The organism is Stackebrandtia albiflava (assembly GCF_007994225.1).
Classification (GTDB): domain Bacteria; phylum Actinomycetota; class Actinomycetes; order Mycobacteriales; family Micromonosporaceae; genus Stackebrandtia; species Stackebrandtia albiflava.
The window spans coordinates 455,204-482,031 of record NZ_VLLL01000006.1 but is presented as its reverse complement, the minus strand read 5'-3'; the positions used below and the strand labels follow the sequence as shown (position 1 = coordinate 482,031).

At 70.4% G+C, this 26,828-nt stretch carries 31 protein-coding genes, 1 pseudogene and 1 riboswitch; of the genes and pseudogenes, 19 read left to right on the top strand and 13 right to left on the bottom strand.

The window, feature by feature from the left end:
• From LX16_RS13025 to LX16_RS13010, 4 genes are all read left to right on the top strand, one after another.
• Positions 1-432, top strand: a complete 432-nt coding sequence (locus tag LX16_RS13025) for a FluC/FEX family fluoride channel (RefSeq protein WP_147138587.1) — start codon at positions 1-3, stop codon at positions 430-432.
• A complete protein-coding gene (locus LX16_RS13020; RefSeq protein WP_147138585.1) occupies positions 429-803 on the top strand; it encodes a fluoride efflux transporter FluC in 375 nt (124 codons plus the stop codon). The genes LX16_RS13025 and LX16_RS13020 overlap by 4 nt, the downstream gene beginning before the upstream one ends.
• A gap of 155 nt (positions 804-958) precedes the next feature.
• Positions 959-2,212: a coiled-coil domain-containing protein gene (locus LX16_RS13015; protein ID WP_147138583.1), complete on the top strand. Its 1,254-nt coding sequence runs from the start codon at positions 959-961 to the stop codon at positions 2,210-2,212.
• Positions 2,213-2,401: 189 nt separating this feature from the next.
• Positions 2,402-4,048: a beta-N-acetylhexosaminidase gene (locus LX16_RS13010; RefSeq protein WP_147138581.1), complete on the top strand. Its 1,647-nt coding sequence runs from the start codon at positions 2,402-2,404 to the stop codon at positions 4,046-4,048.
• Between the two features lie 79 nt (positions 4,049-4,127).
• Here LX16_RS13010 and LX16_RS13005 read toward each other — a convergent pair whose 3' ends face one another.
• From LX16_RS13005 to LX16_RS27950, 3 genes are all read right to left on the bottom strand, one after another.
• Entirely contained in the window at positions 4,128-4,784 is a 657-nt protein-coding gene (locus LX16_RS13005) for a ribosomal eL19 family protein (RefSeq protein ID WP_147138579.1), read from the bottom strand.
• Between the two features lie 221 nt (positions 4,785-5,005).
• Positions 5,006-5,983 (bottom strand): C40 family peptidase, encoded by a 978-nt coding sequence (locus tag LX16_RS13000; RefSeq protein WP_158645584.1) that lies wholly within the window; start codon positions 5,981-5,983, stop codon positions 5,006-5,008.
• 140 nt (positions 5,984-6,123) lie between these two features.
• Positions 6,124-7,071 carry a C40 family peptidase gene (locus tag LX16_RS27950; protein WP_158645583.1) on the bottom strand — a complete coding sequence of 316 codons (948 nt, stop codon included), beginning with the start codon at positions 7,069-7,071 and terminating at the stop codon, positions 6,124-6,126.
• Between the two features lie 13 nt (positions 7,072-7,084).
• Positions 7,085-7,254, bottom strand: a riboswitch (cyclic di-AMP (ydaO/yuaA leader).
• A 214-nt stretch (positions 7,255-7,468) separates the two neighbouring features.
• Between LX16_RS27950 and LX16_RS12990 the strand changes: the two genes are divergently transcribed.
• The 3 genes and pseudogenes from LX16_RS12990 to LX16_RS12980 all read left to right on the top strand — a co-directional run bounded on the left by LX16_RS12990 (position 7,469) and on the right by LX16_RS12980 (position 9,217).
• Positions 7,469-7,756: a metal-sensitive transcriptional regulator gene (locus tag LX16_RS12990; RefSeq protein ID WP_147138572.1), complete on the top strand. Its 288-nt coding sequence runs from the start codon at positions 7,469-7,471 to the stop codon at positions 7,754-7,756.
• A 93-nt stretch (positions 7,757-7,849) separates the two neighbouring features.
• Positions 7,850-8,053, top strand: a pseudogene (locus LX16_RS28250) (heavy-metal-associated domain-containing protein); the annotation flags it as partial.
• Between the two features lie 252 nt (positions 8,054-8,305).
• Positions 8,306-9,217 (top strand): hypothetical protein, encoded by a 912-nt coding sequence (locus tag LX16_RS12980; protein WP_147138568.1) that lies wholly within the window; start codon positions 8,306-8,308, stop codon positions 9,215-9,217.
• A 36-nt stretch (positions 9,218-9,253) separates the two neighbouring features.
• Here LX16_RS12980 and LX16_RS12975 read toward each other — a convergent pair whose 3' ends face one another.
• Entirely contained in the window at positions 9,254-10,366 is a 1,113-nt protein-coding gene (locus LX16_RS12975; protein ID WP_147138566.1) for a class I SAM-dependent methyltransferase, read from the bottom strand.
• The gene (locus LX16_RS12970; RefSeq protein ID WP_147138564.1) at positions 10,363-11,370 is read right to left on the bottom strand and encodes a hypothetical protein; all 1,008 of its coding nucleotides are present in this window, start codon (positions 11,368-11,370) and stop codon (positions 10,363-10,365) included. Before LX16_RS12970 ends, LX16_RS12975 begins: the two co-directional genes overlap by 4 nt.
• Before the next feature lie 60 nt (positions 11,371-11,430).
• On the opposite strand from LX16_RS12970, the gene LX16_RS12965 reads away from it, so the two are divergent.
• From LX16_RS12965 to LX16_RS12955, 3 genes are read left to right on the top strand one after another with little or no spacing between them, the layout of a single operon-like run.
• On the top strand, positions 11,431-11,619 hold the full coding sequence (locus LX16_RS12965) for a hypothetical protein (protein WP_147138562.1): 189 nt from the start codon (positions 11,431-11,433) through the stop codon (positions 11,617-11,619).
• Positions 11,620-11,664: 45 nt separating this feature from the next.
• Positions 11,665-12,246, top strand: coding sequence for a DUF6069 family protein (locus tag LX16_RS12960; protein WP_211354490.1), 582 nt, complete (start codon positions 11,665-11,667; stop codon positions 12,244-12,246).
• A gap of 33 nt (positions 12,247-12,279) precedes the next feature.
• Positions 12,280-12,738, top strand: coding sequence for an SgcJ/EcaC family oxidoreductase (locus LX16_RS12955; protein WP_147138559.1), 459 nt, complete (start codon positions 12,280-12,282; stop codon positions 12,736-12,738).
• A 66-nt stretch (positions 12,739-12,804) separates the two neighbouring features.
• On the opposite strand, the gene LX16_RS12950 is transcribed toward LX16_RS12955, so the two are convergent.
• Positions 12,805-13,611, bottom strand: a complete 807-nt coding sequence (locus tag LX16_RS12950) for a response regulator (protein WP_147138556.1) — start codon at positions 13,609-13,611, stop codon at positions 12,805-12,807.
• Positions 13,551-14,708: a sensor histidine kinase gene (locus LX16_RS12945; RefSeq protein WP_147138554.1), complete on the bottom strand. Its 1,158-nt coding sequence runs from the start codon at positions 14,706-14,708 to the stop codon at positions 13,551-13,553. Before LX16_RS12945 ends, LX16_RS12950 begins: the two co-directional genes overlap by 61 nt.
• Before the next feature lie 127 nt (positions 14,709-14,835).
• Between LX16_RS12945 and LX16_RS12940 the strand changes: the two genes are divergently transcribed.
• Entirely contained in the window at positions 14,836-15,882 is a 1,047-nt protein-coding gene (locus LX16_RS12940) for a hypothetical protein (protein ID WP_147138552.1), read from the top strand.
• Between the two features lie 49 nt (positions 15,883-15,931).
• Here LX16_RS12940 and LX16_RS12935 read toward each other — a convergent pair whose 3' ends face one another.
• The 3 genes from LX16_RS12935 to LX16_RS12925 all read right to left on the bottom strand — a co-directional run bounded on the left by LX16_RS12935 (position 15,932) and on the right by LX16_RS12925 (position 18,328).
• A complete protein-coding gene (locus LX16_RS12935) occupies positions 15,932-16,579 on the bottom strand; it encodes a dihydrofolate reductase family protein (RefSeq protein WP_147138550.1) in 648 nt (215 codons plus the stop codon).
• 448 nt (positions 16,580-17,027) lie between these two features.
• Entirely contained in the window at positions 17,028-17,966 is a 939-nt protein-coding gene (locus tag LX16_RS12930; protein ID WP_147138548.1) for a M56 family metallopeptidase, read from the bottom strand.
• Positions 17,963-18,328: a BlaI/MecI/CopY family transcriptional regulator gene (locus LX16_RS12925; RefSeq protein ID WP_147138546.1), complete on the bottom strand. Its 366-nt coding sequence runs from the start codon at positions 18,326-18,328 to the stop codon at positions 17,963-17,965. Before LX16_RS12925 ends, LX16_RS12930 begins: the two co-directional genes overlap by 4 nt.
• A gap of 177 nt (positions 18,329-18,505) precedes the next feature.
• Between LX16_RS12925 and LX16_RS27580 the strand changes: the two genes are divergently transcribed.
• The gene (locus tag LX16_RS27580; protein WP_244615817.1) at positions 18,506-19,420 is read left to right on the top strand and encodes a thioredoxin-like domain-containing protein; all 915 of its coding nucleotides are present in this window, start codon (positions 18,506-18,508) and stop codon (positions 19,418-19,420) included.
• A 2-nt stretch (positions 19,421-19,422) separates the two neighbouring features.
• A complete protein-coding gene (locus LX16_RS12915; protein ID WP_147138544.1) occupies positions 19,423-20,067 on the top strand; it encodes a DUF305 domain-containing protein in 645 nt (214 codons plus the stop codon).
• Positions 20,068-20,206: 139 nt separating this feature from the next.
• On the opposite strand, the gene LX16_RS12910 is transcribed toward LX16_RS12915, so the two are convergent.
• The gene (locus tag LX16_RS12910; RefSeq protein ID WP_211354488.1) at positions 20,207-21,160 is read right to left on the bottom strand and encodes a DMT family transporter; all 954 of its coding nucleotides are present in this window, start codon (positions 21,158-21,160) and stop codon (positions 20,207-20,209) included.
• Between the two features lie 225 nt (positions 21,161-21,385).
• On the opposite strand from LX16_RS12910, the gene LX16_RS12905 reads away from it, so the two are divergent.
• Together LX16_RS12905 and LX16_RS12900 are read left to right on the top strand one after the other, a co-directional pair.
• A complete protein-coding gene (locus tag LX16_RS12905) occupies positions 21,386-22,378 on the top strand; it encodes an ATP-binding cassette domain-containing protein (protein WP_147138542.1) in 993 nt (330 codons plus the stop codon).
• A complete protein-coding gene (locus LX16_RS12900) occupies positions 22,375-23,217 on the top strand; it encodes an ABC transporter permease (RefSeq protein WP_147138540.1) in 843 nt (280 codons plus the stop codon). Before LX16_RS12905 ends, LX16_RS12900 begins: the two co-directional genes overlap by 4 nt.
• A 97-nt stretch (positions 23,218-23,314) precedes the next feature.
• On the opposite strand, the gene LX16_RS26605 is transcribed toward LX16_RS12900, so the two are convergent.
• Positions 23,315-23,473: a hypothetical protein gene (locus tag LX16_RS26605; protein WP_158645582.1), complete on the bottom strand. Its 159-nt coding sequence runs from the start codon at positions 23,471-23,473 to the stop codon at positions 23,315-23,317.
• The gene (locus tag LX16_RS12895) at positions 23,470-23,778 is read right to left on the bottom strand and encodes a hypothetical protein (RefSeq protein WP_147138538.1); all 309 of its coding nucleotides are present in this window, start codon (positions 23,776-23,778) and stop codon (positions 23,470-23,472) included. The genes LX16_RS26605 and LX16_RS12895 overlap by 4 nt, the downstream gene beginning before the upstream one ends.
• A 377-nt stretch (positions 23,779-24,155) precedes the next feature.
• Between LX16_RS12895 and LX16_RS12890 the strand changes: the two genes are divergently transcribed.
• The 4 genes from LX16_RS12890 (at position 24,156) to LX16_RS12875 (ending at position 26,664) form a co-directional block, all read left to right on the top strand.
• Entirely contained in the window at positions 24,156-24,974 is an 819-nt protein-coding gene (locus tag LX16_RS12890) for a Scr1 family TA system antitoxin-like transcriptional regulator (protein WP_158645581.1), read from the top strand.
• Positions 24,971-25,147 carry a DUF397 domain-containing protein gene (locus LX16_RS27940; protein WP_147138534.1) on the top strand — a complete coding sequence of 59 codons (177 nt, stop codon included), beginning with the start codon at positions 24,971-24,973 and terminating at the stop codon, positions 25,145-25,147. Before LX16_RS12890 ends, LX16_RS27940 begins: the two co-directional genes overlap by 4 nt.
• A 461-nt stretch (positions 25,148-25,608) precedes the next feature.
• Positions 25,609-25,776, top strand: a complete 168-nt coding sequence (locus tag LX16_RS12880) for a DUF397 domain-containing protein (RefSeq protein ID WP_147138532.1) — start codon at positions 25,609-25,611, stop codon at positions 25,774-25,776.
• Positions 25,777-26,250: 474 nt separating this feature from the next.
• Positions 26,251-26,664 (top strand): hypothetical protein, encoded by a 414-nt coding sequence (locus LX16_RS12875; protein WP_147138531.1) that lies wholly within the window; start codon positions 26,251-26,253, stop codon positions 26,662-26,664.
• The last annotated feature ends 164 nt before the right edge of the window (positions 26,665-26,828 follow it).

Here is a 26,828-nt window from a genome sequence, read left to right as displayed (position 1 = left end):
GTGCCCGTCGACACCGCGCCCGCCCGCCCCGGCGGCGGCACGCCGCGCCACGCGACCGCCGTGCCGCTCGTCGCCCTCGGTGCCGTCGCCGGCGCGCTCGCCCGGTACGGGATCGAACTCGCCTGGCCGGTACCCGTCGGCGCGATCCCGTGGCCGACCTTCGGCGTCAACGTCGCCGGGTGCCTCCTCATCGGAGTGTTGACCGGCCTGGCCGCGACGCGACCGGTCCCCGGATGGCTGCGGCCGCTGCTCGGCGTCGGGCTGCTCGGCGGATTCACGACCTTCTCGGGTTACGCGACCCAGGCCGTGGCACTGGCCGACGCGGCACCCTGGCGCGCCGGCCTCTACCTGGCGGTCACCCTGTTCACCGGACTGGCGGCGGCGTGGCTGGGCGACGGCCTCGCGCGACGGGCGGGACGGAGCCGGCGGTGACGGTACTGGCGATCGTGATCGGCGCGGCGATCGGCGGCCCGCTGCGCTACTGGGCCGACCACCGGCTGCACGGCCGGGGCGCCACCGGGTTCCCCTGGGGCGTCATGCTCGTCAACTGCGCGGGCGCGTTCGGGCTGGCCGCCGTGGTGGCCGCCGGAGCCTCCGGGGTCGTGGCCACCGGCGTGACGGCCGGGTTGTTCGGGGCGCTCACGACGTTCTCCACCTTCGCCGACCAGACCCTTCGGCTGTGGCGGGAGGGCGCGCCGCGCGCGGCGGTGTGGAACGTGGTGCTGTCGTCGGGGGCGGGAATCGCCGCGGTGGTCCTGGGTGACCTGACGGGCCGACTGCTCGCCGATTTGCCGCTTTGGTGACGTCTCGTCCGTTTTGCGACGGACAATGATAATCGCGTCTTCCGCGAAGAGCCCACACGATGTGGTAATCGGCGCGTCGCAGCCGTTCCCGTCCGTTTCCGGATGTGATGATGGCGAATCAGCGAATTGCACCGTTTAACCACATATGGATGGACATGTCAAACTTTTTCGATCCCTCCGCCACCGACTTCTCCGTAGCCATGCGCGGATTCGACCGCGCACACGTCGACGGCCACGCCCGCCGCATGGCCACCGCCATCAAGGCCGCCGAAACCTCCCGATCCGAGGCCGAGACGAAACTCGGCGAAGCCCGCACCCTGCTGCGCCGCACCGAGGAGCGCATCGACAACCTGGAACGCCGCCTCGCCGACGGCGCCGCCCAGATCGCCGAGAACGAGCAGCCCACCCTCGCCGGCCTCGGCGCCCGGGTCGAGAAGGTACTGCGCGCCTCGGAACGCGACGCCGACGAACAGCGCGCCGACGCCCGACGGGAGGCCGCCTCGATCCGCGCGGTCGCGAGCGTGGAGGCGAGCAAGATCGTCGAGGCCGCCCAACGGGAGGCCGCCCTCATCACCTCCACGGCCCAACGCGACTCCACCGAACTGACGTCCACCGCCAAGGCGGAGACCACCGACCTGCGCGACTCCGCCCGCCGCGACTACGACCTCGCCCGCGCCGACGCGATCCGCGACGTCGAACAGCGCCGGGGCCAGGCCGCCCAGGAGGTCTCCGAACTGAAGGCGAGCGTGGAGCGGGAGATCGCCGTCAACCGCGCGACCGTCGAACGCGAGGCGACCCAGCTGCGTTCCACCGCCGCCCGGGAGGCCGACGAGCAGCGGGCGGCCGCCGCCGCCCTGCTCTCCGAGGCGGCCGACGCCCGGCAGACGAAACTCCAGAACCTCGCGCTGGAACAGGCGGAACGACGCGAACAGGCCGAACGCGACCACTCCCAGCGGCACGCCGCGGCGGTCACCGCGGCCCAACGCATCGTCACCGAGGCGGAACAGCGGTGGTCGCTGGCGGAACAGCGTTCCCGGGAGAGCGGGCAGCGCGCCGAGGACCGCGAGGCGGAGGCCGACCGCAAGGCCGCCGAACTGAGTGAACAGGCCAAGCACACCGTGGCGACCCTGCTCGCGGAGGCCAGGGAGGAGGCGGCACGGCTGCGCGCCGAGGCCAAGACGCGGGCCGAGGAGATGGTCATACCACTGCGAAACGAGGTGGAGGTGCTCCAGCAGCGCAAGGCGTCGGTCAGTTCCAACCTGGACGACCTGCGGCGGCAGTTGGGCACCGTCGCGGGAGACCTGCTGGCGCTGAGCGGCGACGTCGCCTCCGAGCCCGTCCCGATCAACCCGCCCCGCCGGAACTTCGAGGTCGAGACCCCGACCCAGCACATTCCGGTGATCAGTTGAGCCGGTGGCGGTCCGGGAACGGGAGGGCGGACCGCCGCCACCGAACGCAACCGCTTGCCACCAGGTGGGAGCGGGCGGTGACTGAATTTTTCACATTCTGAACCATTTCGTTTCCGGCTATGGATTTCCCGGGATCCGTGTCGTACGGTGGCCCGAACGGCACCTGTCGACGACGCCAGTGAGGTTCACATGTCCCCATCCCTGATTCCGCAGCCGAACTCGCTGACCGCACGGGACGGCGAGCCGTTCCGGCTCGACGGCGACACCGTCATCGTGGCCTCCGGCGACGCGGCCGCCGCGGGTTGGCTGCTGCACGACCGGCTGCGCGCCGGCACCGGGCTCGCGCTCCCCGTCCTCCCGGCCGCCGGCGACGCCGGCTCCGTCGTGGAGTTCACCCTCACCGGTGACCGGCCCGACGACGGCACCACGGCCGCCGAGGCGTACCGGCTCGACGTCTCCACCGGCACCGTCGCGGTCTCCGCCGCGCACCCGGCCGGACTCGTCCAGGCCGTCCACACCATCCGGCAACTGCTGCCCGCCGACACGCTCCGGTCCGGCGTCGTGACGGCCCCGCCCTACCTGCTGGACCAGGTGGTCGTCGAGGACGAACCCCGCTTCGCGTGGCGCGGCGTCATGGTGGACACCGCGCGGCACTTCGTGCCCAAGGAGTTCCTGCTGCGCATGGTGGACCTGGCGGCCCTCCACCACCTCAACACCCTGCACCTCCACCTGACCGACGACCAGGGCTGGCGGCTGGAGATCCCCGGTTGGCCCAAGCTCACCGAGATCGGGGCCTGGCGGACCGAGACCGTCGTCGGGCACGCCCTGGACGCCAGGGGATACGACGGCACCCCGCACGGCGGCTACTACACCGGTGACGACATGCGCGAGGTGGTCGCCTACGCCGCCGCCCAGGGCATGACGGTGGTCCCGGAGATCGACCTGCCCGGCCACGTCCGGTCGGTCCTCGCCGCCTACCCGGAACTGGGCAACACCGGTGAACGCAAACCGGTCGCCACCACGTTCGGGATCTTCTCCGAGATACTCGCCCCGACCGAGGAGGCGCTGGGCTTCTGCCGTGACGTCCTCGACACCGTGACGTCGATCTTCCCGTCCAAGGTCATCCACATCGGCGGTGACGAGGTGCCCCGCACCGAATGGCGGGAGAGCACCGCCGCCCGGGAACGCGCCACCGAACTCGGCCTGGCCGGACCGGACCTGTTGCAGTCCTGGTTCACCGCGCGCTTCGCCGAACACCTCGCCGCGCAGGGCAGGTCCATCGTGGGCTGGGACGAGATCATGGACGGCGGGGCACCCTCCGACGCCGTCGTGATGGTGTGGCGGGACTTCGCGATCGCCGCGAAGGCGGCGGCCAAGGGCCACCGGGTGGTCGTGGCGCCGGTACAGGCGACCTACCTCAACTACTACGCCTCCGACCTGCCGGAGGAGCCGCTGCACATCCACGAGGACCAGGTCATCACGCTGGAGAAGGTCGCCGGTTTCGAACCGGTTCCCGAGGGTGTCGACGACTCGCTCGTCCTCGGTGTGCAGGCGCAACTGTGGTCGGAGTACCTTCAGACCCCCCGCGCCGTCGAGTACGCCGCGTTCCCCCGGCTCGCCGCGATCGCGGAGATCGGTTGGAGCGCTTCGGAGACCCGCCGCTCCCACCCGCTGGGCGACCGGATCACGCACCACCTGACCAGGCTCGACGCCCTGGGCGTCAACTACCGGCCGTTGGAGGGCCCGCATCCGTGGCAGCAGGGCGGCACCGGCTCCCGGGTCCGGATCGACCCCGACAGTGGACACGGCGCCACCCCGGACCTCCCGTCCATGTGACGTCACCCGGACACGCGTGAGGGCCGGAAGACCAGTGTGGTCTTCCGGCCCTCACGCCGTCGTGCGGTGAACGTCGCCGTCAGCTCGGGTCCGCCAGCGGCACGGGCGCGGCCGGGTCGGCGGGCACGGCACCCGGGTCGGCGGGGACAGCGCCCGGGTCCGCCGGAACGGCACCCGGGTCCGCCGGAACGGCACCGGGGTCCGCCGGAACGGCACCCGGGTCCGCCGGAACCGCACCGGGGTCGGCCGGGATCGCGCCCGGATCCGCGGGCACTGCACCCGGGTCGGCCGGAACCGCACCCGGATCCGCAGGCACGGCGCCCGGGTCGGCCGGTATGGCGCCCGGGTCGGCGGGCGCGGCCGGGCACGGGTTGTTCGGCGCCGGTGCCGGTGCCGGAACCGCTCCGCCGAGGTCCGGAGCGGGAGCCGCCTCGGCGGGCGAACCGGGCTGCTCCACGAAACGACCGGCCGCGGACCGCTGTCCGGATGGGTCCTGAACCGCCGGATCCTGAACGGCCGGGTCCTGGACGGCCGGGTCCTGAACGGCCGGGTCCTGAACCGCCGGGTCCACCGCCGGGTCCTGGACGCTCGGGTCGGCCGGTGTCGCGACGCAAGACGCCGGGCCGGTCTGGCTCGCGCTCGGTTCCGCCATGGCCGGTGAGGCCAGCCCGAGCGCGGCGAGTCCGGCCGCACTCGCGATGACGAGCGTGGCCACCTTGCGAGAAGTGATGTGCATGTGTGTTCTCCCCCTGAAGTTGCCGGTTGACAGAGGCGTGCCGATCACGCTGTGAATCCGCACAGTCACTTTTCACCGTAGTTGTGCATGCGCACGGCCACGGAGGAAACCCGGGAATCTACGGGGTTCCACGCCGGACGGTCGCCGGCGCGGATCACCGCGGCATCATAGGACGGTCGCCGACCCGACGCGCCGGTTTCACCGGGTCGGCTCCGGCGCCGTCACCCGGGGCGGCCGTAGCCCTGGACGGGCATCTGGTCGATCGGCGCCACCTGCACCGGCTGTCCGGCGGTCGGCGCGTGAATGATCTTGCCGTCACCGACGTACATGCCGACATGCCGAAGGTCCCCGTAGTAGAAGACCAGGTCTCCAGGTTGGAGCCGGGAGCGGTCGATGCGGGCGACCGCGTGGTACTGGCCCTGGCTGCTGTGCGGAAGTGACACACCGGCGCTGCTCCACGCCGCGCTCGTCAGCCCCGAGCAGTCGTAGCCGCCCGGCCCGGAACCTCCCCACTGGTAGGGGGTGCCGAGCGCGCCGTGCACGAACCGCACCGCGACCCCGGCCGCTCCGGCGTCTCCCCCGGGGACGGGCGGGGGCACCAGGTCCGGGCCGAACCGGAATCCGGCGCCGACGGCCTGCGCCCGGGCGCGCCCGAGTTCGGTGACGGCCTCGGAGATCTCCCGCTCCTTGTCCGTCTTGAGGTCCTCGAGTTCGCCGCGCCGCTCGGTGAGGTCGGTCAACAGCAGCCGCCGGGATTCCAGTTCGGTCTCGGCGTCGACGAGGGCGTCGAGTTCGCGGCGGCGGTCGTGGGCCAGGTAGTCGAGGACGGTCAACCGGTCTGCCAGGCTCTCCGGGCTGCCGGACAGCAGCGAGGTCACGGTGGCGGTGTCGCCGCCCCGGTACAGTGCCTCGGCGATGTCACCGATCCGCGCCCCCGCGGCGTCGGCGCGGTCACGCAACGGGATGATCGCGTCGGCCAGTTCGGTGTACCTGGCCGTCACGTCGGTCAGTTCCTGGTCGAGCCGGTTGTAGTCCTCGACGATGACGTCGAGTTCCCCGGTCACGTCGGCGAGCCGGTGTTCCAGGGTCTGGATGTCGGGTTCGGCCACGGCGACGCCGGGCGCGGCGACCGCGCACACGGCGGCCGAGGTGATCAGTAGGCGTCTGGCGAAGGCGTCGAATCGGGGCGACCGAGTCACGGTCGTCCTCCTGTAAGTCCCCGGGGGTGGTGACACGAGTGCAGGGGTCAGCAAGGCACGCTAGCACCACGCCCGGGGTGTCCTGGGTCGCGACACGCCCGGTGCGGTCACGCGACACGCGCGACCGCACCGGCTCCGCGTCAGCCCGGCCGGCCGTAACCGACGATCGGCATCGAGTCGATACCGGCCACCGACACGGTCTGACCGTAGGTGGGTGCGTGGATGATCTGCCCGTCGCCGACGTAGATGGCGACGTGGTTGAGGTTGTTGTAGAACACGAGGTCACCGGGCACGAGATCGTCGCGGGACACCCGTGCGGTCTCGGCCCACTGCGCGTTGGTCTGGTGTGACAGGCCGACACCGGCCTGCCGCCACGCCATCATCGTGAGGCCCGAGCAGTCGAAGTAGTCCGGTCCGGCGGCGCCCATGTCGTAGCCGGCACCGATCTGGTTGTACGCGTACTGGACGGCGTCGCCCGCCGCGCCCGACGGAGGCGGCGGCAGGGTGCCGTCGTATCCGCTGCTCGGGTTGACCTGCGCCTGCAACTCCTTGAGTTCGGCGAGTTCGCCCTCGAGCTTCTCGGTCTCCTTCTCCAGGTCTTCGGCGATCTCGTCCTGGTCGGCCTTCAACTGTTCAAGGGTCTCCAGGTCGTCCTCGTACTGCTGGGCGAGGTCGGCGTAGGCGGCCAGGTCGGCGGCCTGCCACGCGTTGATCGCGCCGAGGACGGACAGCCGCTCGATCGTGCGGGTGGGGGAGCCGTCCAGCAGGGTGTTGACCGTGCTCATCCGGGTGTTACCGGAGGTGTAGGACGCCACGGCGATGTCGGTCGCCACCGTCTTGGAGGCGGCGGCCTCCTCCTCCAGCTCGGGAAGGGACTCCTCGATCTCCTCGATGCGTTCCTTGGTGTCCTTGAGGTCTTCCCTGGCCCCGTTGTACTCCTCGATGGCCGCTTCCAGCTCTTCGCTCTTCTCCTTGACCTGTTCCTCCACCTCCTCGGGGGAGGGGTCCGCGTGGACCGTGGTGGGGGTCGTCATGGTGAAGGTGATCGCGGCCACGGCCGCAGCGATGAAGGCAAGACGCTTTCTCACCGTCAGGCGTGCTCCTTCTTCCTGGTATCCGCCTACCGGGTTAGCTGACGGGTTCGGGCGGGAAGAAGCGGTGCTCGGCATTCGGCCGGTTGTCTGCGCCCTACCGTCACCGGTCCCGGTGACGGATTCACCCCGGGAACTGGGTCCCCGGCTCGTGCTCGAACGATTCGGCGGTGTCACCCGGTGTCGCCGGTGTGGCGGACGAGGGGCCGGGTGCAACGCGCCAAGAGTAGAGGGGCGCAAGGCATTATTTCAAGGGCCACGAGGCTGTTTTTGGTTCGTGCGACGGCTTTTTAGGACACCGTGACGGCCTGCCGCCACGGCTTCACCCAGTGACACCGAAACTGGTCGACATATACCCGTCAGGGGTATAGTTCCGCTTGGAGGTGACCCCCACATGGCAGAGTACTGGTACCACACCGACAAGGACGCCCTGCAGAAACGGCTCCGCCGGATAGAGGGACAGGTGCGCGGTCTACAGCGCATGGTGGACGAGGACGTCTACTGCATCGACATCCTGACCCAGATCTCGGCGGCGAACCGCGCACTCCAGGCGGTCGCGTTGAGCCTGCTCGAAGGACACCTCGGGCACTGTGTCGCCGAGGCCACCCGCGAGGGCGGCGAGGACGCGGCCGCCAAGGTCAAGGAGGCGACCGACGCCATCGCCCGGCTCGTCAAGTCCTGACCCACCCCGTCAGGGGCGTCATCCCACCCGGTGACCACCGGGTCACCGGCCCCAACCCGACCGGAATTCGACCCACCGAGAAAAGAGACCACCATGACCACCCAGACGTACCAGGTGACCGGAATGACCTGCGGCCACTGCGTCAACGCCGTCACCGAGGAACTCACCGGAGTGTCCGGAGTCACCGGAGTACAGGTGGACCTGGGCAAGGGCGAGGTGACCGTCACCTCCGACGCCCCCCTCGACGTCGACCGGGTGCGCGACGCCGTGGACGAGGCCGGTTACACCCTGGCGGGTACCGTGAACTTAGAGGTTGTCTTTGGTCCTCGTTCGTCGCGAGCGGTGTCCGGTCGAGTGCGTTCGCAAGGCGGAGAAGGTCCTGCGTACCGGTGTGGTACGCACCGGTTCTTCAGCGGCGCTGCCTCCGACAACGCAGCGAGGCGCCGACCGGGCGACGCGCAGCAGAACAGCAGGATCAACGACAACCTCTGCACGTGCCCCGGCCATTGAACCGTCCGGCTCGGGGGCGCCGATGATCCAGGAGCTCTCATGCGGTCGGTGATCGACCCGGCACTGCGCCGGTGGCTTCCACTCGTCTCCGCCGTCACCTTCGTGGCGCTACTGCTGGGTGTGGCCGTCGGCCGGTTGACCGGGCCGGTCACCGAACCGGGTGCGGCGGCGGACCCGGGAGACGAGGCGGCGGTGGCCGAGGACGGCCACATCCACCCGGTGCCCGGCCAGACCGACGCCGCCGGCCCGGCCGCCGCCGTCACCGGGCAGTCGATGTCCGCCTCCGGCTACACCCTCATCCCGCAGGCCCGCGAGTTCGACGCGGGCGACGACACGCCGCTCCGGTTCCACATCGCCGACTCCTACGGCACGCCCGTCACCTCGTTCACCGAGATCCACGAGGCACCGATGCACCTGTTCGTGATGCGACGGGACCTGTCCGGATACCAGCACCTACACCCCACCATGGACGACGACGGCACCTGGACGGCCACACCCGAATGGGCCGCGTCCGGCCCCTGGCGGATCATCACCGACTTCGCGGTCGCCGAAGGCGACACCACCATCCCCATCACCCTGGGCGTCGACGTGTCGGTCCCCGGCGAGTACCGGGCCGCCGACCTCCCCCCGGCCGAGGACGTGGTCCGGGTCGACGGATTCGAGGTCACCATGGAGTTCGCCCCCGAGGTGGCGGTGAGTTCGCCCCTGCTGCTGCGTGTCACCCGCGACGGCGAACCCGCCGAACTGGAGCCGTACCTGGGGGCCGTGGGCCACCTGGTCGTCCTGCGCGACGGGGACCTGGGCTTCCTGCACGTCCACCCCGACGACGGCGGTGGCGACGCGTTGCGGTTCTGGACGACGATCCCGTCGCAGGGCGACTACCGCGCCCACTTCGACTTCAAAGTGGACGGACAGGTGCACACGGCCGGGTTCACCCTGTCGATACCGTGACCGGCCGGGCTCGATCCGGCTCGTCGCCGCACGCCGTTACACGTCCAACAACGTCGCCAGCTTCGGCGTGACACCCCACTGACCGGTCAGTTCCCGGTACTCCCGCGACGCCGCCGCGTCCTCGCCACCCCGGCGCACCGCCCGGATGAGCGTGTTCCGGGGCGTGTGCGCGGAGGCGATGAACTCCACGACGTCCACCCGGTACCCGTGCTCCCGCAACACCAACGCCCGCAACGAATCCGTCAGCACGTCGGCGAACCGCTCCCGCAGGATCCCGTCACCCGTCAGCGCCCGGTACCCCGGCGGCGGCGACACCTCCCGCAGTTGCGCCGCCACGTCGTGATGGCAGCAGGGCGCCGCGAACAACAGGCCCGCACCCGCGCGCACCCCCGCCGCCAACGCGTCGTCGGTCGCGGTGTCGCACGCGTGCAACGCCAACACCATGTCCACACCGGACAGGTCGGCGTCGGCGATCGGGGTCGCCTGGAACACCACCGAATCCGCCCAACCCAGCTCCGCCGCGATCGCGGTGTTGCGGCGACGTTGATCGTCCCGTACGTCCACACCGGTCAGTCGCGGCGTCCGACCGGTCCCGGTGAGATACCGGTACACCGCGAACGTCAGGTAAGCGTTACCACAGCCCAGGTCCGCCACCACCGGCGACGACGGCAACCGGTCCACCTCACCGGCGACCGCGCGCAGGAACGCGTCCACCTGCCGCCGCTTCGCCGCCGACGCGCCCAACACCCGGAACAACGGGTCACCCGGGTCGATCAGGTGCGGCGCGACCCGGTCGTGCGACAGGTCCCGTTCCCGGTCCGCCGCCGCCTCGTGCAGCAACGGCTTCCCGCGCTTCGTGAACCGCAACTGCAGCGTCGCGTCGGTCGTCTCGACCAGCCAGTGCCGGAACGGCTCGGCCAGCAACGCGTCCAACGCCTCCGTGGCGGGCGGCTCCAGGTTCGCCACCGTCGGCCGAGGCCCCGAGAACCGGGTCACCTGCAGGCGCAGGCCGTTCTTCAACGCTACCGGCCGCACCTCCACCTTCTCCGCGGTCGGTTCCGTCCCGGCCCGGCGCCCCGAACCGATCGCACGCACCAACCGGTCGGCGTCGCCCAACGCCTCACGCACCCGCGCCAACGGTTCAGTCATGACCTCTCCCCCACCGCCAACGCGGCGTGCAACTTCCGTACCGTCAGGTCGGCCGTGTCCCGCAGCAGCGTGTCCGGGACGATCGGCGCCCCCGCCACCACCGAGACCAGACCCGGCAACCCCGGCAGACAGTACCCGTCGTCCCGCAACGCGACCTCCGCGGCGGGCAGGCGCCTGGCCAGCACCGTACGGGTGTGATCCCAGGTACGGGCGACCTCCTCCGCGCTCGGCACCCCGAAACCGTGCCCCACCGGCGCCGAATGCCGCAACCTGATCAACGCGCTGTCGCCGAAGGCCATCGCCACCGCCGCCCGGGTGCCGACGTCCGTCCGCACCTCCTCCGGCAACGCCGTCACCATCCCGCACGGCCGACGGCACTCCGCCGCGCACACCCCCAGGGCGTGCGCGACGTTGCTGTGCTGCCGGTCGAGATAGGCCCGCCAGCCCTCACCCGGCGCCTTCCCGATCGTGAGGATGCGGGCCGCCGCGTTCTGGTCGGGCCTGCGGTGGTCACATTCGGGGTCGCGCGACCCGAACCGGCTGCCGCGCCGCCGCACGTCCCGGCCGATCCGCAACGGATCCGCCGCGTGCCCCCACACCGGTTCCCACACCAGCACCGGAAGGTACTCCGCGATCATGTGAGCCGTCGCGACCAACGCCGCCATGTCGTGCCGCATGTGCTGGGCCGCCATCACCTCCAGCAGCAACGCGTACGCCGGCCGCATCGTCGCCAGCGCGCCCCGGTCACGTTCCCGGGGTTCCTGCGGGATCCGGCACCGTCTCGCCCGCCGCACCAGCTCCGTGTACTCGGCGCCACCCGCCTCGGCGTCGGCCATGTCGAAGTCCTCGGCGTCCAGGTCCAGCAACCGCTGACCGAACAGGCACAACCGGCGCAGCCGCCGCAACTCGTCGTCGGGCAGCCCCGCCGACGGCAACAACGCCCACACGTCGTGGAACGCGTAACGACGACACAGGGCTTCGAGGACCTCGACTCCGGAAAGCACGTCGCCCAGTTTTGCATCGGGTCGCCCGGCGCATACGCTTGGCGCGGCCGACGTGAATCGATGGAGGTGATCCCACTGTCCGCGCCGACACCCGCGTCCCGGGGCGACGACGACCGGGAGGTCTCGTTCGACGACTACGAGATACTTCCCGACCAGACCCGCGACGACACCGACACCGGCTGGGGCGGTTACGCCCGCCGCGACGACGACAGCCGGCTACTGGAGGAACGCCCGCCCCACTGGGGTTGACCCGGCTCAGGTTCCCCACCGGTGTCACGTGGGTAACGCCACGTCATGACTGAACCCGTTTACGGTTCGGGAAGGGCCAGGCCGGAGCCGACACCGCCTCCGGTTCCCCCCGCCGAACCGGCACCCCCGACTCCCCCGTCCAACACGATCCCCCGCGTCAACCCGGCACGCCTGTGGGCGGGCGGCCTGGGCACCGCCGTCGTGGTGGCCCTCGTGATCCTGGTCGGCATCATGCTGGTGCGCGGCATACTCGGCATCCCCGTACTGGCACCCGAGGGCGCCGGCGCCTACGGGACCGCCGCCACCACCACGTACGCGTTCGCGGCGGCGGTCGTCGCGGTGATGGTGACCGCCCTGCTCCACGCGCTGCTGGCGTTCATGCCGCGCCCGATGCAGTTCTTCTACTGGATCTGCGTCCTCTTGACGGCGGTGGCGGTGCTGCTGCCGTTCACGTTCGACGCCGAGCCGTCGGCGCAGATCGCCACCGCCGCGCTGAACCTCGTCGCGGGCATCTGCATGATGTCGATCCTCGGCTCGATCGGTTCCTCGGCGGTCGCCCTGGCGTTCAAGGACAGCGGCGAACCACCGCCGGTCGCCTACGACCAGCGCGGCGAACCGCTGCGGTGACCGGATGTCGGCGGGTTGTGGTTCACTGACGACATGCATCCGGCGACACGGCTGTACCACCGGCTCATCGACTGCTGGAACCGGCACGACGCCACCGGTTACGGCGACACCTTCACCGATGACGGCGCACTGGTCGGGTTCGACGGAAGCACCGTCGACGGCCGCGAAGCCGTCACCGCGCACCTGGCGGAGATCTTCGCCGACCACACCCCGGCCCGGTACGTCACCGTCGTGCGCGAGACACGACGACTGTCCGAAGGGGTCTACCTGGTCCGGGCGGTCGCCGGAATGGTGCCGCCCGGCAGGACGGACCTCGAACCCGCCGCCAACGCGGTGCAGTCGCTCGTCGCGACCGACACCGGGGCGGGATGGCGCGTCGTGTTGTTCCACAACACGCCCGCCGCGTTCCACGGGCGGCCCGAGGCCGCCGAACGGCTCACCGCCGAACTGCGTGAGGAACTGCGCCGCACGACGACCACACCACCGGAGTGACCGGGGACGGGGGCGGGTTGCGGGTGGAGTCGGGGGCCGCCACTCCTCCTCCCCATGGCGTCGAGCCTATGCCGGTCCCGTGGTCACGTCGAGCCGCCGGGCACCGGCCTGTGGAAAACCGTCCGGTTGTGGAAAACCCGGCGACGAGGCACCGGGCCGTCCCGGCGGTAACCGTGCGACCAGGCCCGACGACCACGCCCACGCCGCGATGCCGACCCGGTTGGCGGTGCCGAGTTTGCGTTGCACGTTCGCGAGGTGGTTCTTCACCGTCCCGGCGCTGATGAACAGTTCCTCGGCGATCTCGGCGTTGGACCTGCCGGTGGCCAACAGCCTCACCACCTCCCGCTCCCGTTCCGACAACGGCACCTCGGGTGGTTCGGGCGGCTCGGCGGGCAACATGTGCCGCAACAACCGCACCGTGATCTGCGGACTGATCAGGGTGTCGCCCGCCATCGCCGCCCGGACCGCCTCCACCATCAACGTCGGCCCGGAACGTTTCAACAGGTAGCCGCACGCCCCGTTGCGCAACGCCGTGTGCACGTACTCGTCGAGGTCGAACGTGGTCACCACGATGACCCTGATCGGCTCGGCCACGTCCGGTCCCGCCAACGCCCGCGTCACCCCGAGACCGTCCATACCCGGCATCCGCACGTCCGCGAGGACGACGTCCGGCCGCAGCAGCCTCGCCTGCTCCACGGCACCGTTCCCGTCACCGGCCTCGGCGATCACCGTCATGTCCGGTTGGGCGTCGAGCACCATCCGAAACGCCGCCCGGATGCCCTCCTGGTCGTCCGCCACCAGAATCCGGATCGTCACGACCCGCCTCCCCTCACCGCACCCTTGCCGCACGGCAACGACGCCACCACCCGCCATCCGCCCCGGTACGGGCCGGCGGTCAACTCCCCGCCCACCGACTCGACCCGTTCGGTCAGGCCCGCCAGCCCCAGGCCCGACGAACGCGCCGCCTCCGGTCGGCCACCACCGTCGTCGGTGACGGTCGTGCGCAACCGGTCGGCCACCACCGTGAGCCCGACCGTGACGGTCCGGGCGCCCGGGGCGTGACGCCGCACGTTCGTCAACGCCTCCACCACCACCCGGTACGCGACGTTCCCGACCTCCCGGGGAACCTGTGGCGGCACCTCCGGTTTCAGCCTGGCGGCCGTCCTGCCGGCCGCCCCGAACCGTTCCACGAGCGCGGGGATGTCCGCGACCCCTCCGGAAGGCGTCGCCGACGGCCCGTCCCGCCCCCGCAGCACACCGACCATACTGTCCATCGAGGTCAGTGCGCGCAGGCCCGCGGTCTCGATCCGCTCCAGGACCGCCGCCGCCGGCGGCTCCAGGGCCAGCACCTCCCGCGCCGCCTGGGCCTGCGCGACGATCTCGCTCACGTCGTGGGCGACGAAGTCGTGAAGGTCGGCGGCGAGGTCCCACCGCTGCACCCGCCGGGCCTCCTCCACGGCCGCGGCACGGCGACGCGACAGGTCCCGCAGATACCACCCGGCGGCCGCCGCGGCCAACGCGGGAAGCGTCCACAACAGGCTGCCAGCGACACCCTCCCACCACGGGGAGAAGACCGGGAACCGGTGGACCTGGACGCCCGTGCCCGCCGCCGCCAGTACCGCGGCCGCCACGGCGGGTCGCGGTGGTGACCAGCGCACCGCGAGGTACACCGTCACCGTCAACACGAGCGGTTCCAGCATCATCCACAGCGTCGTCGGCACCACCGGCTGCGATCCGGGCCGTGGCCCCGCCACCAGGTGAAGCGTCACCAGCAGCGACATCACGCCGGCGGCGCAGACGACCGGAGCCGTCAGGCGACGACGGGACGGCCACCACCACAACAGCGCCGCCAGCCCGAGACAACCCAGCACCGGCGTGACCATGTAGTCGAGCGGCCGTGACGGCAGCAGGACGGCGCCGGCGGTCAGGGCGGCGACGCCCGCCACCACGAACAACCGCCGACTCGTCATGCGATCAGCCTATGCGCGTGCCGGCGCGTCTCCGATATGCCGAACGGCACATGGTGACCGCGCTGCGGCGGCACGTTCCCCCGGACGGCACATCGACGCCTCTCGTTCCGGCACGCAGGCTGGACACATGAGACACCAGAGACGATGGATCGGTCACGTCACCGTCGCCGCGTGCCTGTTGTACGCGGTGGCGGGATTGGGATGGACGTTCGGGATGCCGGGGTTCCCGTTCGGGACCGGGGACCCGGAGATGGTCGACGAGGGAGAGAACGCGATCGTGGCATCGCTGCTGGGGTGGGCCACCCCGGAGGTGGCGGGGCCGTGGACCGCCGTCGTCGGCGCGGCGGCGGCGTTGACCTGTGTGGGGCTGCTGCGGCGATGGCGGCCGCGGTGGGCGTTGATATCGGCGGGGGCGGTGCTGTCGGCGGGACTCACCGTCGTGATCCAGGACTTCCGGCCGCTGATCGTGGTCGCGTACACGCCGATCCTCGCGGTCGGTAAGACGTTCTTCGGGTGGCCGCCCGACGCGGGCTTCGCCGAGCTGTACACCTGGCCGCGCGTGAACCTGTTGCTTCTGACGCTCATCGGCGCGGGTGTCGCCGTCACCACAGTGCGGTACGCCCGGGAGACGGGGACCGGATGCCGGGGATGCGGACGCCGGGCGGATTCCGCCCGGATCGCGCGGCTCAGCCGGGTCGCGGTGGCGGTGGCGGTCGTGGTTCCGTTGGTGTACGGCGCGACCCGGTGGCTCTGGGCGTTGGGGTTCCCGTTGGGGATGGACCCCGTCGACTTCGCCGATGGGCAGCGGGAGGGGGTGTGGCTGGCGGGTGCGCTGTTGGCCACCCTCGGCGCCGGGGGCGCCGTCCTGACGTTGGGCCTGGTGCAACGGTGGGGTGAGGTGTTCCCACGCTGGATGGTCGGGTTGGCGGGCAGGCGGGTGCCGCCGATGCTCGCGGTCGTGCCCGCCACGTTCGTGTCGGTGCTGGTGACGGCGGCAGGGTTCATGTACATCAGGGTGGTGGTGGTGATGGGGGTGTCCGTCGAGGACATGGCGGCGACCCTGCCGGAGACACTGTGGCCGGTGTGGGGTGCGGCGCTGCTGACGGCGACCGTGGCGTACCGGCGGCGCAGGCGCGTCTGCGCCGAGTGCGACGGGGTGGCGGTTCGGCGGTAGACGGCTGAGCGGCGGCCCGGTCGGGGCCGCCGCTCCGGGTCGTGCGGGGTCAGGTGCGGCGGGTGAAGGTCACGTGGATGGTTCCGCTCGGGGCGACCTCGCTGGTGACCTCGTAGTCCTGTTCGAGTCCGCGCAGGTCCTCCCAGAGGTTCCGGCCGCGGCCGAGCAGGATGGGGGTGATGCCGACGTGGAGCCGGTCGACGAGGCCCGCCGCCAGGTAGGCCCGTACGACCCTGGCTCCGCCGCCGATACGGACGTCGAGGTCGCCCGCCGTCTCCTTCGCGCGGGCGAGGGTCTCCTCCAAGGAGGTCTGGACGAAGTGGAACGTGGTGCCGCCCTCCATGGTCAGGGTGGGCCGCCGCTCGTGGGTGAGCACGAAGACCGGGATACCGAACGGCGGTTCGGGGCCCCACCAGCCCTGCCAGTCGGGGTCGTCGGGGTGGAGGTGCAGGCCGAACATGCCCGCGCCCATGATCTCGGCGCCCACGCCTTCGAAGTAGGCCGCGGCGAAGTCGTCGTCGAGGTCCGTGGTGCCCTCGCCGGATTCGCCGAACACGCGTTCACGCATCGTGCGGGTCGCGAGGTAGGCGGCCTGCAGGCGTCCCCAGTCCTGGCCGATCGGGTCCTGCGGGGTCTGGTCGGTGGTGGTCGCATAGCCGTCGAGGGAGATGTTCAGATCGACGCGTACCTGGCCCACTTACGACTCCTTCAGAGTGATTGCAAAATACAACCGGTACTGTAGGCCAGCGGGATCGGCGGCGTCACGTAGGGGGTACGGGCGGGGATCCGAGGACGTGATCAACGCCGCCCCGGGCTCGGGGGCCGCCACTCCTCCTCCCCATGGCGTCGAGCCTAGGAGCGGCGACCCTCCGCCGTCGAGCACCGCGGCGGAGGGTTGTGGACACGGGCGGGGTTGTGGATAATCCCGTGTGGACGGTCGATCGCCGGTGTCCGTGTGGTCCGACAGTCGGCACCCGCCTGGACGAGGGATCGCCCGGAACACGGCTGCCCATCGCCCGAACGAGAGGCCGCCCGTAACCCGGTCACCGTCGGCGCCCGGCTGGACGACGGCATCCCGGTGAACGACCGACCGCCACCGGAGCCGGAAGGCGGGCGAGAGACGACGACCGGGACCCCGTCGCCGCTCACCGGCAGCACAGTTGCGCGACGGTGAACGCCGGTACGGCGGCCAGCATCACCGGCAACAGCAGTGACGCGGCGTTACCGGTGACCACGCCGCCCCGGGCGAGGCCGGTGAGGCGTTCCGGTGCCGCCAGCAGCCTTTCCACCCGGCGGACGGTGTCGCCGCCGGAGGCGGCGAGCGCGGCGCGCGGGGCACCCGACAGGGCGAGCGCCAGCAGGGCGGTCGCGACGCCGCGCCGGGAGGACCGCCCGGCGGCCACGTCGTCGGCGCGCAGTTCCACCAGCCGGTCCACCTGCGCGGGCAGTTGCGCGAACAGCGGAAGCCCCGGGAATGCGCGGCGCAGCACCCGGGCGAGGTCGGTCAACACGTGGTGCCGCCCCGCGAGGTGGGCGCGTTCGTGGGCGAGGACGGCGGCGAGCCCGGCGGCGTCGACGGCCCGGAGGGCACCGGTGGTGACGACGACGGTGCCGCCGTCGCCGGGCAGGCACCAGGCCGCCGGTGTGGCCCGGTCGAGCAGCAGCGTCCCGGTCCGCCGGTCGGGGCGGGCGCGCAGCCGGATCCCGTCGAGGTGCGCGCGGCGGGTCCGGTGCTGCCGGCTGAGCACGACGACCGCCGCGTAGGCGAGCCGGGCAGCGGTGACGGCGGTGACCAGGAGCGCGGTGGTCGCGACGAGGCGCGCGCCGGTGGGTCCCCACTGGTGGTCCAGGGCGGCGAGGCAGCTCCGCAGGAAGCCGGGGAGTCCGCCGCCGACCGGGTGGTAGGGGACGACGAGGACGACCCCGGACAGCACGGCGGCGGCCACCGCCGAACCGGCGAGGCTGAACCAGGTCGCCAGGGCGAGCCGGGGCGCCTTGTCGGTCCATCGGGCGCGGCGGAGCAGGACGGGTCCGGCGAAGGTGAGCAGTCCCGCGTACGCGATGAGCAGGGGTGCGACGTTCACCGTCCACCTCCGGGCGGTTCGGGCATGAGCGCCCGGAGCCGGTTCAGCTCCTCGGGTGACATCCGGCCCACGAACCGCAGCAGGGTGGCGGCGGGGTCGGCGGAGGAGCCGAGCACTTCGGCCATCAGCCGGGCGTCGTGGTCGGCGCGGCTCTCGGCGGGCCGGTAGGACCAGGCGCGGCCCTGTCGGCACCGCACCAGGAAGCCCTTGCGGTGGAGGTTGTCCATGACCGTCATGACGGTGGTGTAGGCCGGTGGTGGATCGCGGTCCACGCACTGGAGCATCTGTCTGACCGTGAGCGGCCGGTCGGCCGCCCACGCGGTGTCCATGATCTGCTGTTCGAGTTCGCCGAACCGGCGCATGATGTTCGTTACCCCCGGTAGATAGCGAGCGTTGATCTTAGCCCTGGTCGGCGACTACTATCGCCAGCAGTGTTTTCGGATGGATCGTGGTCGATCCGCTGAGAATGTCATCGACTACTATCGTGCTTAGTAGTTGAGTCGTTGACAACCCCCATCCCCCTCGTGAGGCACCGCGCAATGGCGAAGAAGAAGTCCAATCAGCGTCCCGGTCGATCCGGCCCGCCGAAAACCGCCCGGACCGAGCCGAAAGCCGCCGCGACCGTCGAGGACACCGACGCCGACACCGCGACCGCCGACGCGACGGACGAGACCGAGGCCGCCGACACCGCGAACGCCCCCGCCGAGAAGACCGACACCAAACCCGTCGGCGCCAAGCCCAAGACCCCCCGCGCCGGTGCCGCCGGGTCCCGGCCCGGCAGCAAGGCCGCCGCCAACCGCCCCGGTGGACGCAACCCCAAGAAGGGCCGCAAACCGGTCGCGGCGCCGAAGAAGTCGCTACCGTGGGGCATGATCCTCACAGTGAGCGCCCTGGTGCTGGTGGTCGGCGCGTTGATCGCGATCCCGGTGCTGACCCTGCCGGAGCAGAGCGTCACCGACCCGGACGTCACGATCGAGGGCTCGGTGGACTACTTCGAGGAGGGCGCCGACTGGGTCACCCAGCGCGACCACGTCGAGGGCTCGGTGCAGTACGCCCTCACGCCGCCCGCCGGCGGCAACCACAACGTCGCGTGGCAGCTGTGCACGGGTGTCGTCTACGACGAGCAGATCCCCAACGAGCACGCGGTGCACAGCCTCGAGCACGGCGCGATCTGGATCACCTACCAGCCGGATCTGCCCGCCGAGCAGGTGGAACGCCTCGCGGGCAAGACGACCGGCCAGGACTACACGTTCATGAGCCCCTACCCTGACCAGCCCGCGCCGGTGATCCTGACCGCCTGGGGCTACCAGCTCCAGTTGGAGTCGGCCAACGACGAGCGCATCGACCAGTTCATCGCGAAGTACCGCCTGACGGCGAGCCAGGAGCCCAACGCGACGTGCTCGCGTGGCGTCACCGCGACCGGCACCACTCCGGTGCTCGCGCCGGGGATGTGACGATGCGGCGGGCGATCTCGGCACGGCCGATCCTGTCGGTGGTGATGGCGGCACTCGTGGCGGTGGCGCTGGGCCTGTCGGTGGGCGTGATGTCGACCCGGGAGAACCCGCCGGGCGCGGACTCGCCCGAGGCGGGTTTCGCGTGGGACATGTCCCTGCACCACGGTCAGGCCGTCGCGATGTCGATGTACCTGTACGACAACGGCGGCGACGAGGCGTTGCGGACCATCGCCTACGACATCGGCCTGACCCAGCAGGGACAGATCGGTGTCATGCGTACCTGGCTGCGCGACTGGAACCTGCCGCAGTCCTCCACGGACGAACCGATGCAGTGGATGACCATGCCGATGGACATGGGTTCCTGGGCGAAGGACGGCCGGATCATGCCGGGCATGGCGACGCAGGACGAGTTGACGGAGCTGTACTCGCTGACCGGCCTGGAGGCCGACCTGCTGTTCTGCGAACTGATGATCAACCACCACGTCGGCGGTGTGCACATGGCCGAGGGTGTCCTCGAACTCACCGAGGACGAGGAGGTCCGCTGGCTCGCCGACGCGATGGTGAGCGGCCAGCAGAGCGAGATCGACGCGTTGACCGAGATCGCGGATCGCCTGCGCGGCACCGAGGGCAGCGCCCAGACGGGTTGACGTGTAATCGGCTTGCCGGGCGGTCGGCCGCGACAATGGCCTCGCCCGGTGAGCCTGATTCGCGCCCGTGGGTCGGTCAAGGCGGCTGCGTCCTGCGGAAGTCGACCGGCGGCGCGAGCCGAGGCCGATTCGCCGGTCGTCACCGGGTCGCCGTCACCGGGCCCGGTACCCGTGCCCGCCGCCTCGTCAACGCCACACCGGCCAGGCACACGACACCGCCGGCGACCGCGGTCCACGCCGGGACCTCGCCCAGCAGCAGCCACGCCAACAGGACCACCACCGGCGGCACGAGGTACGTCGTCGCGCCCGTCCGCCCCGCGCTGGTCCGGGCCAGCGCGTACGCCCACGTGCTGAACGCCAACGCGGTCGGGCCGACACCCAGGTACACGAGCCACCACACCGCCGCCGGGGACGCGGCGGCCAGCTCCGACCACAGCGCGGGCAGGAACGGCAGGCACGCCACCATGCCGACCACACACGCCAGGAACGTGACCCGCAGTCCCGACACCGTCCCCAGCAACCGCTTCTGGCTCACCACTCCGATCGCGTAACAGACCGCCGCGACCAGCGCGAGCACCACACCCAGCGGGTCGGTGGCCCCGCCGGGGGCGCCGCCCACGCCGATCACGACGACACCGATGAAGGCCACACCGCCACCCAGCAGCAGGGCACGCGGGAAACCCTCCGCGAGCAGCCATCCGGCGAGCAGTGCGATCAGGATCGGGCCGATGTTGACCAGCATCGACGCGGTTCCGGCGTCGATACGGCGTTCCGCCTCGTTGAGGGCGACGTTGTACACGCCGAACCACGACACGCCACACAGCAGCAACCAACCCCACGCGCGTCCGCGCGGCAGGGCGCGCGCCGCCGTGTCCGTGGCGGGGGCGCGGCGGCTCTGCCACAGCACCATGCCGCCCAACAGCACCGCCGCCACCGCCAGCCGCCCCAGTGACAGCGGCCCGGCCGTGAACTCGGCACCGACGTAGCGGATCGCGACGAACGCCGAGGCCCACATCACGACGGTGAAGCACAGCGCCAGGAATGGAAGTAGCGTGGAGGACCGGGGCGTCCCGGCCGAGGGGGATTCGGACACGTGTACACCCTGGCGCGGCGGAGCCCGCCACGCCAGCGGAAATCCGCCGTCGAGTCCGAGCGTTCTGTCACACCGGGGTCGTATGGTCGCGTCGACGGTGTGCCGTCGCCGCGTCGTACTCCGTGTGACGTAGCCGGCGGCCACCGCTCACGACCGATGCGGTCACCCGAGCCGTCGGCATACGCTGCCGTGATGTCGGTGGTAAACGATCAACAGGGGAATGTGATGGTTTCTGAACCGACCGGCCTGGCCATCGAGGCGACCGGCCTGGTCAAGACTTTCGGCGACAACCGCGCCGTGGACGGCATCGACCTGGCCGTCCCGGCCGGCACGGTGTACGGCGTGCTCGGCCCCAACGGGGCGGGCAAGACGACGGCCGTGAAGATGCTGGCGACGCTGTTGCGTCCCGACGGCGGCACCGCGACCGTGTTCGGGCACGACATCGTCGGTGAGGCCGACAAGGTGCGCGGCAAGGTGTCGATGACGGGCCAGTACGCCTCGGTCGACGAGGACCTGACCGGCGCGGAGAACCTGACCCTGCTGGCGCGGCTCGTCGGGCACCGCAAACCGGCGGCGCGGGCGCGTGCCGCCGAGCTGCTGGAGGCGTTCGGGCTGACCGAGGCCGCCGGGCGGCAGGTCAAGAAGTACTCCGGCGGTATGCGGCGCCGTCTGGACATCGCCGCGAGCATCATCAAGACGCCGCAGGTGTTGTTCCTGGACGAGCCGACGACCGGGCTGGACCCGCGCAGCCGCAACCAGGTGTGGGACATCGTGCGGATCATCGTCGGCCAGGGCACCACGGTCCTGTTGACGACGCAGTACCTGGACGAGGCGGACCACCTGGCGTCCCGTATCGCGGTCATCGACCACGGCAAGGTCATCGCCGAGGGCACCCCCGGCGAGTTGAAGGCGTCGGTCGGTGCCGGTTCGGTGCACGTGCGGCTCCGGCACGCCGACCGGCGAGCGGAGGCCGAGCAGTTGTTGAACAAGATCCTGTCGGTGGAGGTGCGGTTGGAGCCCGACCCGGTCGCGTTGACGGCGCGGCTGTCGGGGACGGTGTCGGACGCCGGTGCCGCCGAGCAGGCCGCGAAGGCGCTCACCGAGCTGGCCGCCGCGGGAATCACCGTGGACGACTTCTCGCTGGGGCAGCCGAGCCTCGACGAGGTGTTCATGGCGTTGACGGATCGCCCGGCGACGACGCAGGAGGAGTCACGATGACCACCACGACCGCGACCGAACCGGGTTACGTCCCGGCCTCGGAGAGCCTGTCCGCCGTGTTGGCGAAGGGTGAACCGCCGCCGCGCCCGAGCGCGCTGGCCGCGTCGATGGCGTTCGGTTGGCGCGCGATGCTGAAGATCAAGCACGTGCCGGAGCAGTTGTTCGACGTGACGGCGTTCCCAATCATGATGACGCTCATGTTCACGTACCTGCTGGGTGGTGCCCTCGCCGGTTCCACCGGGGAGTACCTGACGTACGTGTTGCCGGGCATCCTGGTGATGAGCGTCGTCATGACGACCATGTACACCGGGCTGGCCGTCAACACCGACATCGAGAAGGGCGTGTTCGACCGGTTCCGGACGCTGCCGATCTGGCGTCCCGCGCCCATGGTGGGTTACCTGCTGGGTGACGCCTTCCGGTACACGATGGCCTCGGTGACGATCCTGGTTCTGGGCCTCATCATGGGGTTCCGGCCCGAAGGCGGGATCCTGGGCGTCCTGGCGGGCGTGGGTGTGCTGGTGGTGTTCTCGTTCGCGTTCTCGTGGCTGTGGACGATGTTCGGGCTGCTGCTGCGTTCCGAGAAGTCCGTGATGGGGGTCAGCATGATGGTGCTGTTCCCGGGCACGTTCCTCAGCAACATCCTGGTGATGCCGGAGACGATGCCGGGCTGGTTGCAGGGTTTCGTGTCGGTCAACCCGATCACGCACGTCGCGGCGTCGGTGCGGGGCCTGATGAACGGGAACCTCGACCCGGCCGAGCTCATGTGGACGGGTATCGCCTCGGCGGTCCTGATCGTCGTGTTCGGCACCCTGACGATGCGGCTCTACAACCGCAAGTGAACCACCGTCTCGGGGCCGGTCCGGGTGATTCGGACCGGCCCCGTGGCGTGTCCGGGAAGGCCGCCCGCCGGTGGCGGCCGACGGGCGGCCCGAGGTGTCACGGGCGGACGGTGACACCGTGGCCGGGTGTGGACACCCGGTCGTGGACGAGGTCTCGGAACGCCACCCAGCCACGGCCCCCGCAGATGGCGCAGTCGTCGCGCCGCGCGGTCCGGCAGGCGGGGCAGGTGACGGTCGGTGTCGTCGTGGCCGTCATGGCGTCCGCCCCCGTTCGGCGATCCACCGCCGGTACACGGCGACGGCCCCGTTCTCGATGTCGCGCCGCCAGTCCGGCGGGTTGTCCACCCATCCGGCACCCCACCGCGCCTCCGGGCACGTTCCGGGACAGGAGATGGTGAGGATGAGGACACGGGAGCCGCGCCAGACGCCCCACACCCGGATGGTGTGCTCGGCGGTCGGCGCCGAGGTCACGGTGAGGACCTGCCGCGCCTCCGACACCCGGAACGTCCCGTACACGGTGAGGCCGCCCCATACGACGTCCGTCACGGGATCGGCGGTCATCGTCCCACCGCCCGCTCCGCCGCGCGCCACGCCGGATCGCAGGGCCATCGCTCGCCGCAGACCCAGCAGCGGCGGCCGGTGAACGGATCCTTCCAGTGTTCGCGTCCGCCATGTGAAATCTGGGCGGGCGGGCGGCGGCGGACCGTCACCGCCTCGCCACGTATCCTGTGATTGCCGTCCATGACTGACTCCGATCACTGTGGATGGTCCACGGGCCGGGCGCGTCGCTAGCGTGCCCGGCCCCCTCGGTGAGCGCGCACTCACCGCATCGCCCACAGTCATCACCTTAAGTGACCACAGTCACGCAACGGAACATGCCGCGCAGCCTGCAATCCACCGCTTGTTCAGTGCAGGCTGCCCCATGCGAAGCTATCTGCATGTCCAAGACACCGGCTCTCGCCCGCCACACACTCGCTCAAATGATGCGACGGCTGCGCCGCGCGAGCGGCGTCACGCTTGACGCCGCCGCAGCCGAAATCGGATGCGACCCCACGACCGTCGGTCGGTGGGAGAAGGCGAAATCATCACCTCGAAGGTCCGATCTGATGATGCTCGCCCGCCTCTACAACGCATCATCCGCCGAGATCGGACGCATGACCGGGCTCCTGATGCAAGCCGGACAGCAGGGCATCTGGGAGAGTGCAAAGCTGTCTCCTGAACTGCGCACACTCTATGAAGCCGAGATGTCCGCGACCTCCATCGACGTTGTTGAACTCGATCTCATTCCCGCTTTGGCTCAGACAATGGAATACCTGCGGGCGGTACAAGCCGTCGAGCTCCCGCCGGTCAGTCCCTCTGCCACTCCCGAAATGGTCGAACGGACATGGCGCCAAAGACACGAACTCGTGTTCACCGATCCGGTACCCACCATCCGCCTGGTGCTGGGCCAGTCCTCGCTCAGCTATCTCGATGACCTTCCGGAGGTTCAAAGCGGCCAACTAAACCGGTTGCAAGAACTCGACGCATTGCCGAGCGTGGAAGTCCGTGTCCTCACCCGGCTTCACGCGAGCATGATCGGGGGTTTCACGATTATCGACCCCATCGACAGCCCGGAAGGCGTCGGCGTTCCGTTCGTGTTCATTGAAGCCGCTGACGGGTGTCGCTACGTCGAAGACTCCGACGTAGTGTCTCGTCACAGGGCCATCTTCGAGATGGTCTGGACTAGAGCCCAGCCGATAGAGGAGTACTTGAAATGACGCCTGGCAAGTGGCGCAAGTCGAGCCGTAGCCCTTCCACCGGTGGAAACTGTGTGGAAGCTCGGATGCACGCAGGCACCCCAGAGATCCGGGATTCCAAGATGGGCGACCGCTCTCCGATCTTGGAAATGTCCCGAACCGACTTCGTCGCCCTTCTGCGCTCGGTGGGATAGCAGCGAAGCGCACCCGCAACACATCAAGCCGATGCGGCCCGCACCCGAACGCGGGCCGCATCGGCTTGGTTGGGCAAAATGCCGGCTTGGTTGGTCATACGACCGGCAACAATCGGACATAAGAGCCTATTCGAGGCATGTCGATCGTCGTACGGCCAACCAAGCCGTGTCACAGCCCTCATCACTACATTGAGGACACATGCCACGGGCCGCCGACATGCCGGTCATGGCCGCGCAGGCGAGCGCACCGGCGCGACGACGAGTGATGGACATGGGTCCTCCAGTGTCATCTGCCGGGGCTTCCAGTCTGCGAACCCCGGCGCGGGACCTCTCCCGGCGCGGGCCGCATCCATTCGTGCCACATCCTTCGCGCGGCCTCACGGTGTCACGCCCATAGCCACTACGTTGAGGACATACGCGGCGGAGCCGACGACCGCCACCTTCCCGGAGGGAGCCCTCACATGACCGGCAGATGGCGCAAGTCGAGCCGAAGCGGTGCCAACACGGGCAACTGCGTCGAGGTCCGCGTGACCGGCCCCGTGGAGGTGAGAGACAGCAAAGCCCCCGAACTCGGCAGCCTCGCCCTGGAACGCACCGACTTCACCGCCCTACTGCGCGCGGTGCAATGACACCGTACGCACCGGCGGCGGTCTTCTCGACGGAACCGCACGGGAACTCTCAGGAGGCGGTCGGTCGGTCACCGCATGACGTCATCTCTTCGGCCGTCGCCTTACCCGTCTCGTAACCCCTCTCCGCGCCTTGGGTGGCCTGAGGCCCATCGATGTGCCTCGAATAAGCCCTGATGTCCGGTTTTTCGGCGCTTCTCGACGGCACGCACGAGCCCCCGACCACCCAAGGCAGAGCCGGGAGGCGACCGGTGAGGGCCTCGGCTCGGATGGGTTCACACCTGTACGGATGAACCCATCCCGCGAGCGACGCGCGGCCGCCCGGACGAATGTCCGTTCTGTCGGATAAGTGACAAATCGTCGCGCGCGTTTCACTCTGCCGCCGAACGGGCCGATGGTTACGGTCTGGGTGCTCGAAAACCGGGCCGGTACCCATGCCTGTCCCGGTCACCACCCATCTCAATCACAGGGGGAACCATGTCCATGCCCAGCTTCGCCAAGCGCGTCTCGGCCGCCGTCGCGACCGCGGTGATCGGCTCGATCGCGGTGGCCGGAACCGCCACCGCCGACGCCGACCCGGTCCTGGAGATCTATGCGCCTTACGCGCAGGCCGCCGCGGAGGTCGCCGCCGACGGCACTGTCCGGAACGCGAAGAACGTGACCGTCACCAAGCCGGGCACGGGCAAGTACTGCCTCAAACTGGACGTCGTGAAACCGGTGACCGAGCTCGTGCCGACCGCGGTCCTGCGCAACAACGCGCCGTGGGACAGCGAGATCTACGTCGACACGCACCCGACCTCGACCTGCGGCAACGACGCCGAGACCGTCCTCGTCACCACCGGTACCGGCAGCGCCTACAAGGACCGGGACTTCTACTTCAGCGTCGCCTGACGCGAAACACCGACACGCCCCCGCCGTCCATACCGGATGGTGGGGGCGTTGCTTCTGTGGGTGGTTCGCGCTCGGGGGCCATTCGACGGTTCGGTGCCTCCTGGACGACACGCGGCCCACCGCCGGATCTGAGGTATGCGACGGGTGTGCCGGTGACGCGGCGG

Bases quoted from the DNA above. Each gene is read 5' to 3' on its own strand.
- LX16_RS12900 (WP_147138540.1), top strand. From the start codon at position 22,375: ATGACCACCACGACCGCGACCGAACCGGGTTACGTCCCGGCCTCGGAG.
- LX16_RS12975 (WP_147138566.1), bottom strand. From the start codon at position 10,366: ATGACTGAACCGTTGGCGCGGGTGCGTGAGGCGTTGGGCGACGCCGAC.
- LX16_RS12925 (WP_147138546.1), bottom strand. From the start codon at position 18,328: ATGCGCCGGTTCGGCGAACTCGAACAGCAGATCATGGACACCGCGTGG.
- LX16_RS12890 (WP_158645581.1), top strand. From the start codon at position 24,156: ATGTCCAAGACACCGGCTCTCGCCCGCCACACACTCGCTCAAATGATG.
- LX16_RS12965 (WP_147138562.1), top strand. From the start codon at position 11,431: ATGGAGGTGATCCCACTGTCCGCGCCGACACCCGCGTCCCGGGGCGAC.
- LX16_RS13015 (WP_147138583.1), top strand. From the start codon at position 959: ATGTCAAACTTTTTCGATCCCTCCGCCACCGACTTCTCCGTAGCCATG.
- LX16_RS26605 (WP_158645582.1), bottom strand. From the start codon at position 23,473: ATGACGGCCACGACGACACCGACCGTCACCTGCCCCGCCTGCCGGACC.
- LX16_RS12880 (WP_147138532.1), top strand. From the start codon at position 25,609: ATGACCGGCAGATGGCGCAAGTCGAGCCGAAGCGGTGCCAACACGGGC.
- LX16_RS27580 (WP_244615817.1), top strand. From the start codon at position 18,506: ATGGCGAAGAAGAAGTCCAATCAGCGTCCCGGTCGATCCGGCCCGCCG.
- LX16_RS27940 (WP_147138534.1), top strand. From the start codon at position 24,971: ATGACGCCTGGCAAGTGGCGCAAGTCGAGCCGTAGCCCTTCCACCGGT.
- LX16_RS12945 (WP_147138554.1), bottom strand. From the start codon at position 14,708: ATGACGAGTCGGCGGTTGTTCGTGGTGGCGGGCGTCGCCGCCCTGACC.
- LX16_RS13005 (WP_147138579.1), bottom strand. From the start codon at position 4,784: ATGCACATCACTTCTCGCAAGGTGGCCACGCTCGTCATCGCGAGTGCG.
- LX16_RS12915 (WP_147138544.1), top strand. From the start codon at position 19,423: ATGCGGCGGGCGATCTCGGCACGGCCGATCCTGTCGGTGGTGATGGCG.
- LX16_RS12980 (WP_147138568.1), top strand. From the start codon at position 8,306: ATGCGGTCGGTGATCGACCCGGCACTGCGCCGGTGGCTTCCACTCGTC.
- LX16_RS12955 (WP_147138559.1), top strand. From the start codon at position 12,280: ATGCATCCGGCGACACGGCTGTACCACCGGCTCATCGACTGCTGGAAC.
- LX16_RS12950 (WP_147138556.1), bottom strand. From the start codon at position 13,611: ATGGCGGGTGGTGGCGTCGTTGCCGTGCGGCAAGGGTGCGGTGAGGGG.
- LX16_RS12940 (WP_147138552.1), top strand. From the start codon at position 14,836: ATGAGACACCAGAGACGATGGATCGGTCACGTCACCGTCGCCGCGTGC.
- LX16_RS12960 (WP_211354490.1), top strand. From the start codon at position 11,665: ATGACTGAACCCGTTTACGGTTCGGGAAGGGCCAGGCCGGAGCCGACA.
- LX16_RS12875 (WP_147138531.1), top strand. From the start codon at position 26,251: ATGTCCATGCCCAGCTTCGCCAAGCGCGTCTCGGCCGCCGTCGCGACC.
- LX16_RS12895 (WP_147138538.1), bottom strand. From the start codon at position 23,778: ATGACCGCCGATCCCGTGACGGACGTCGTATGGGGCGGCCTCACCGTG.
- LX16_RS12990 (WP_147138572.1), top strand. From the start codon at position 7,469: ATGGCAGAGTACTGGTACCACACCGACAAGGACGCCCTGCAGAAACGG.
- LX16_RS12905 (WP_147138542.1), top strand. From the start codon at position 21,386: ATGGTTTCTGAACCGACCGGCCTGGCCATCGAGGCGACCGGCCTGGTC.
- LX16_RS13010 (WP_147138581.1), top strand. From the start codon at position 2,402: ATGTCCCCATCCCTGATTCCGCAGCCGAACTCGCTGACCGCACGGGAC.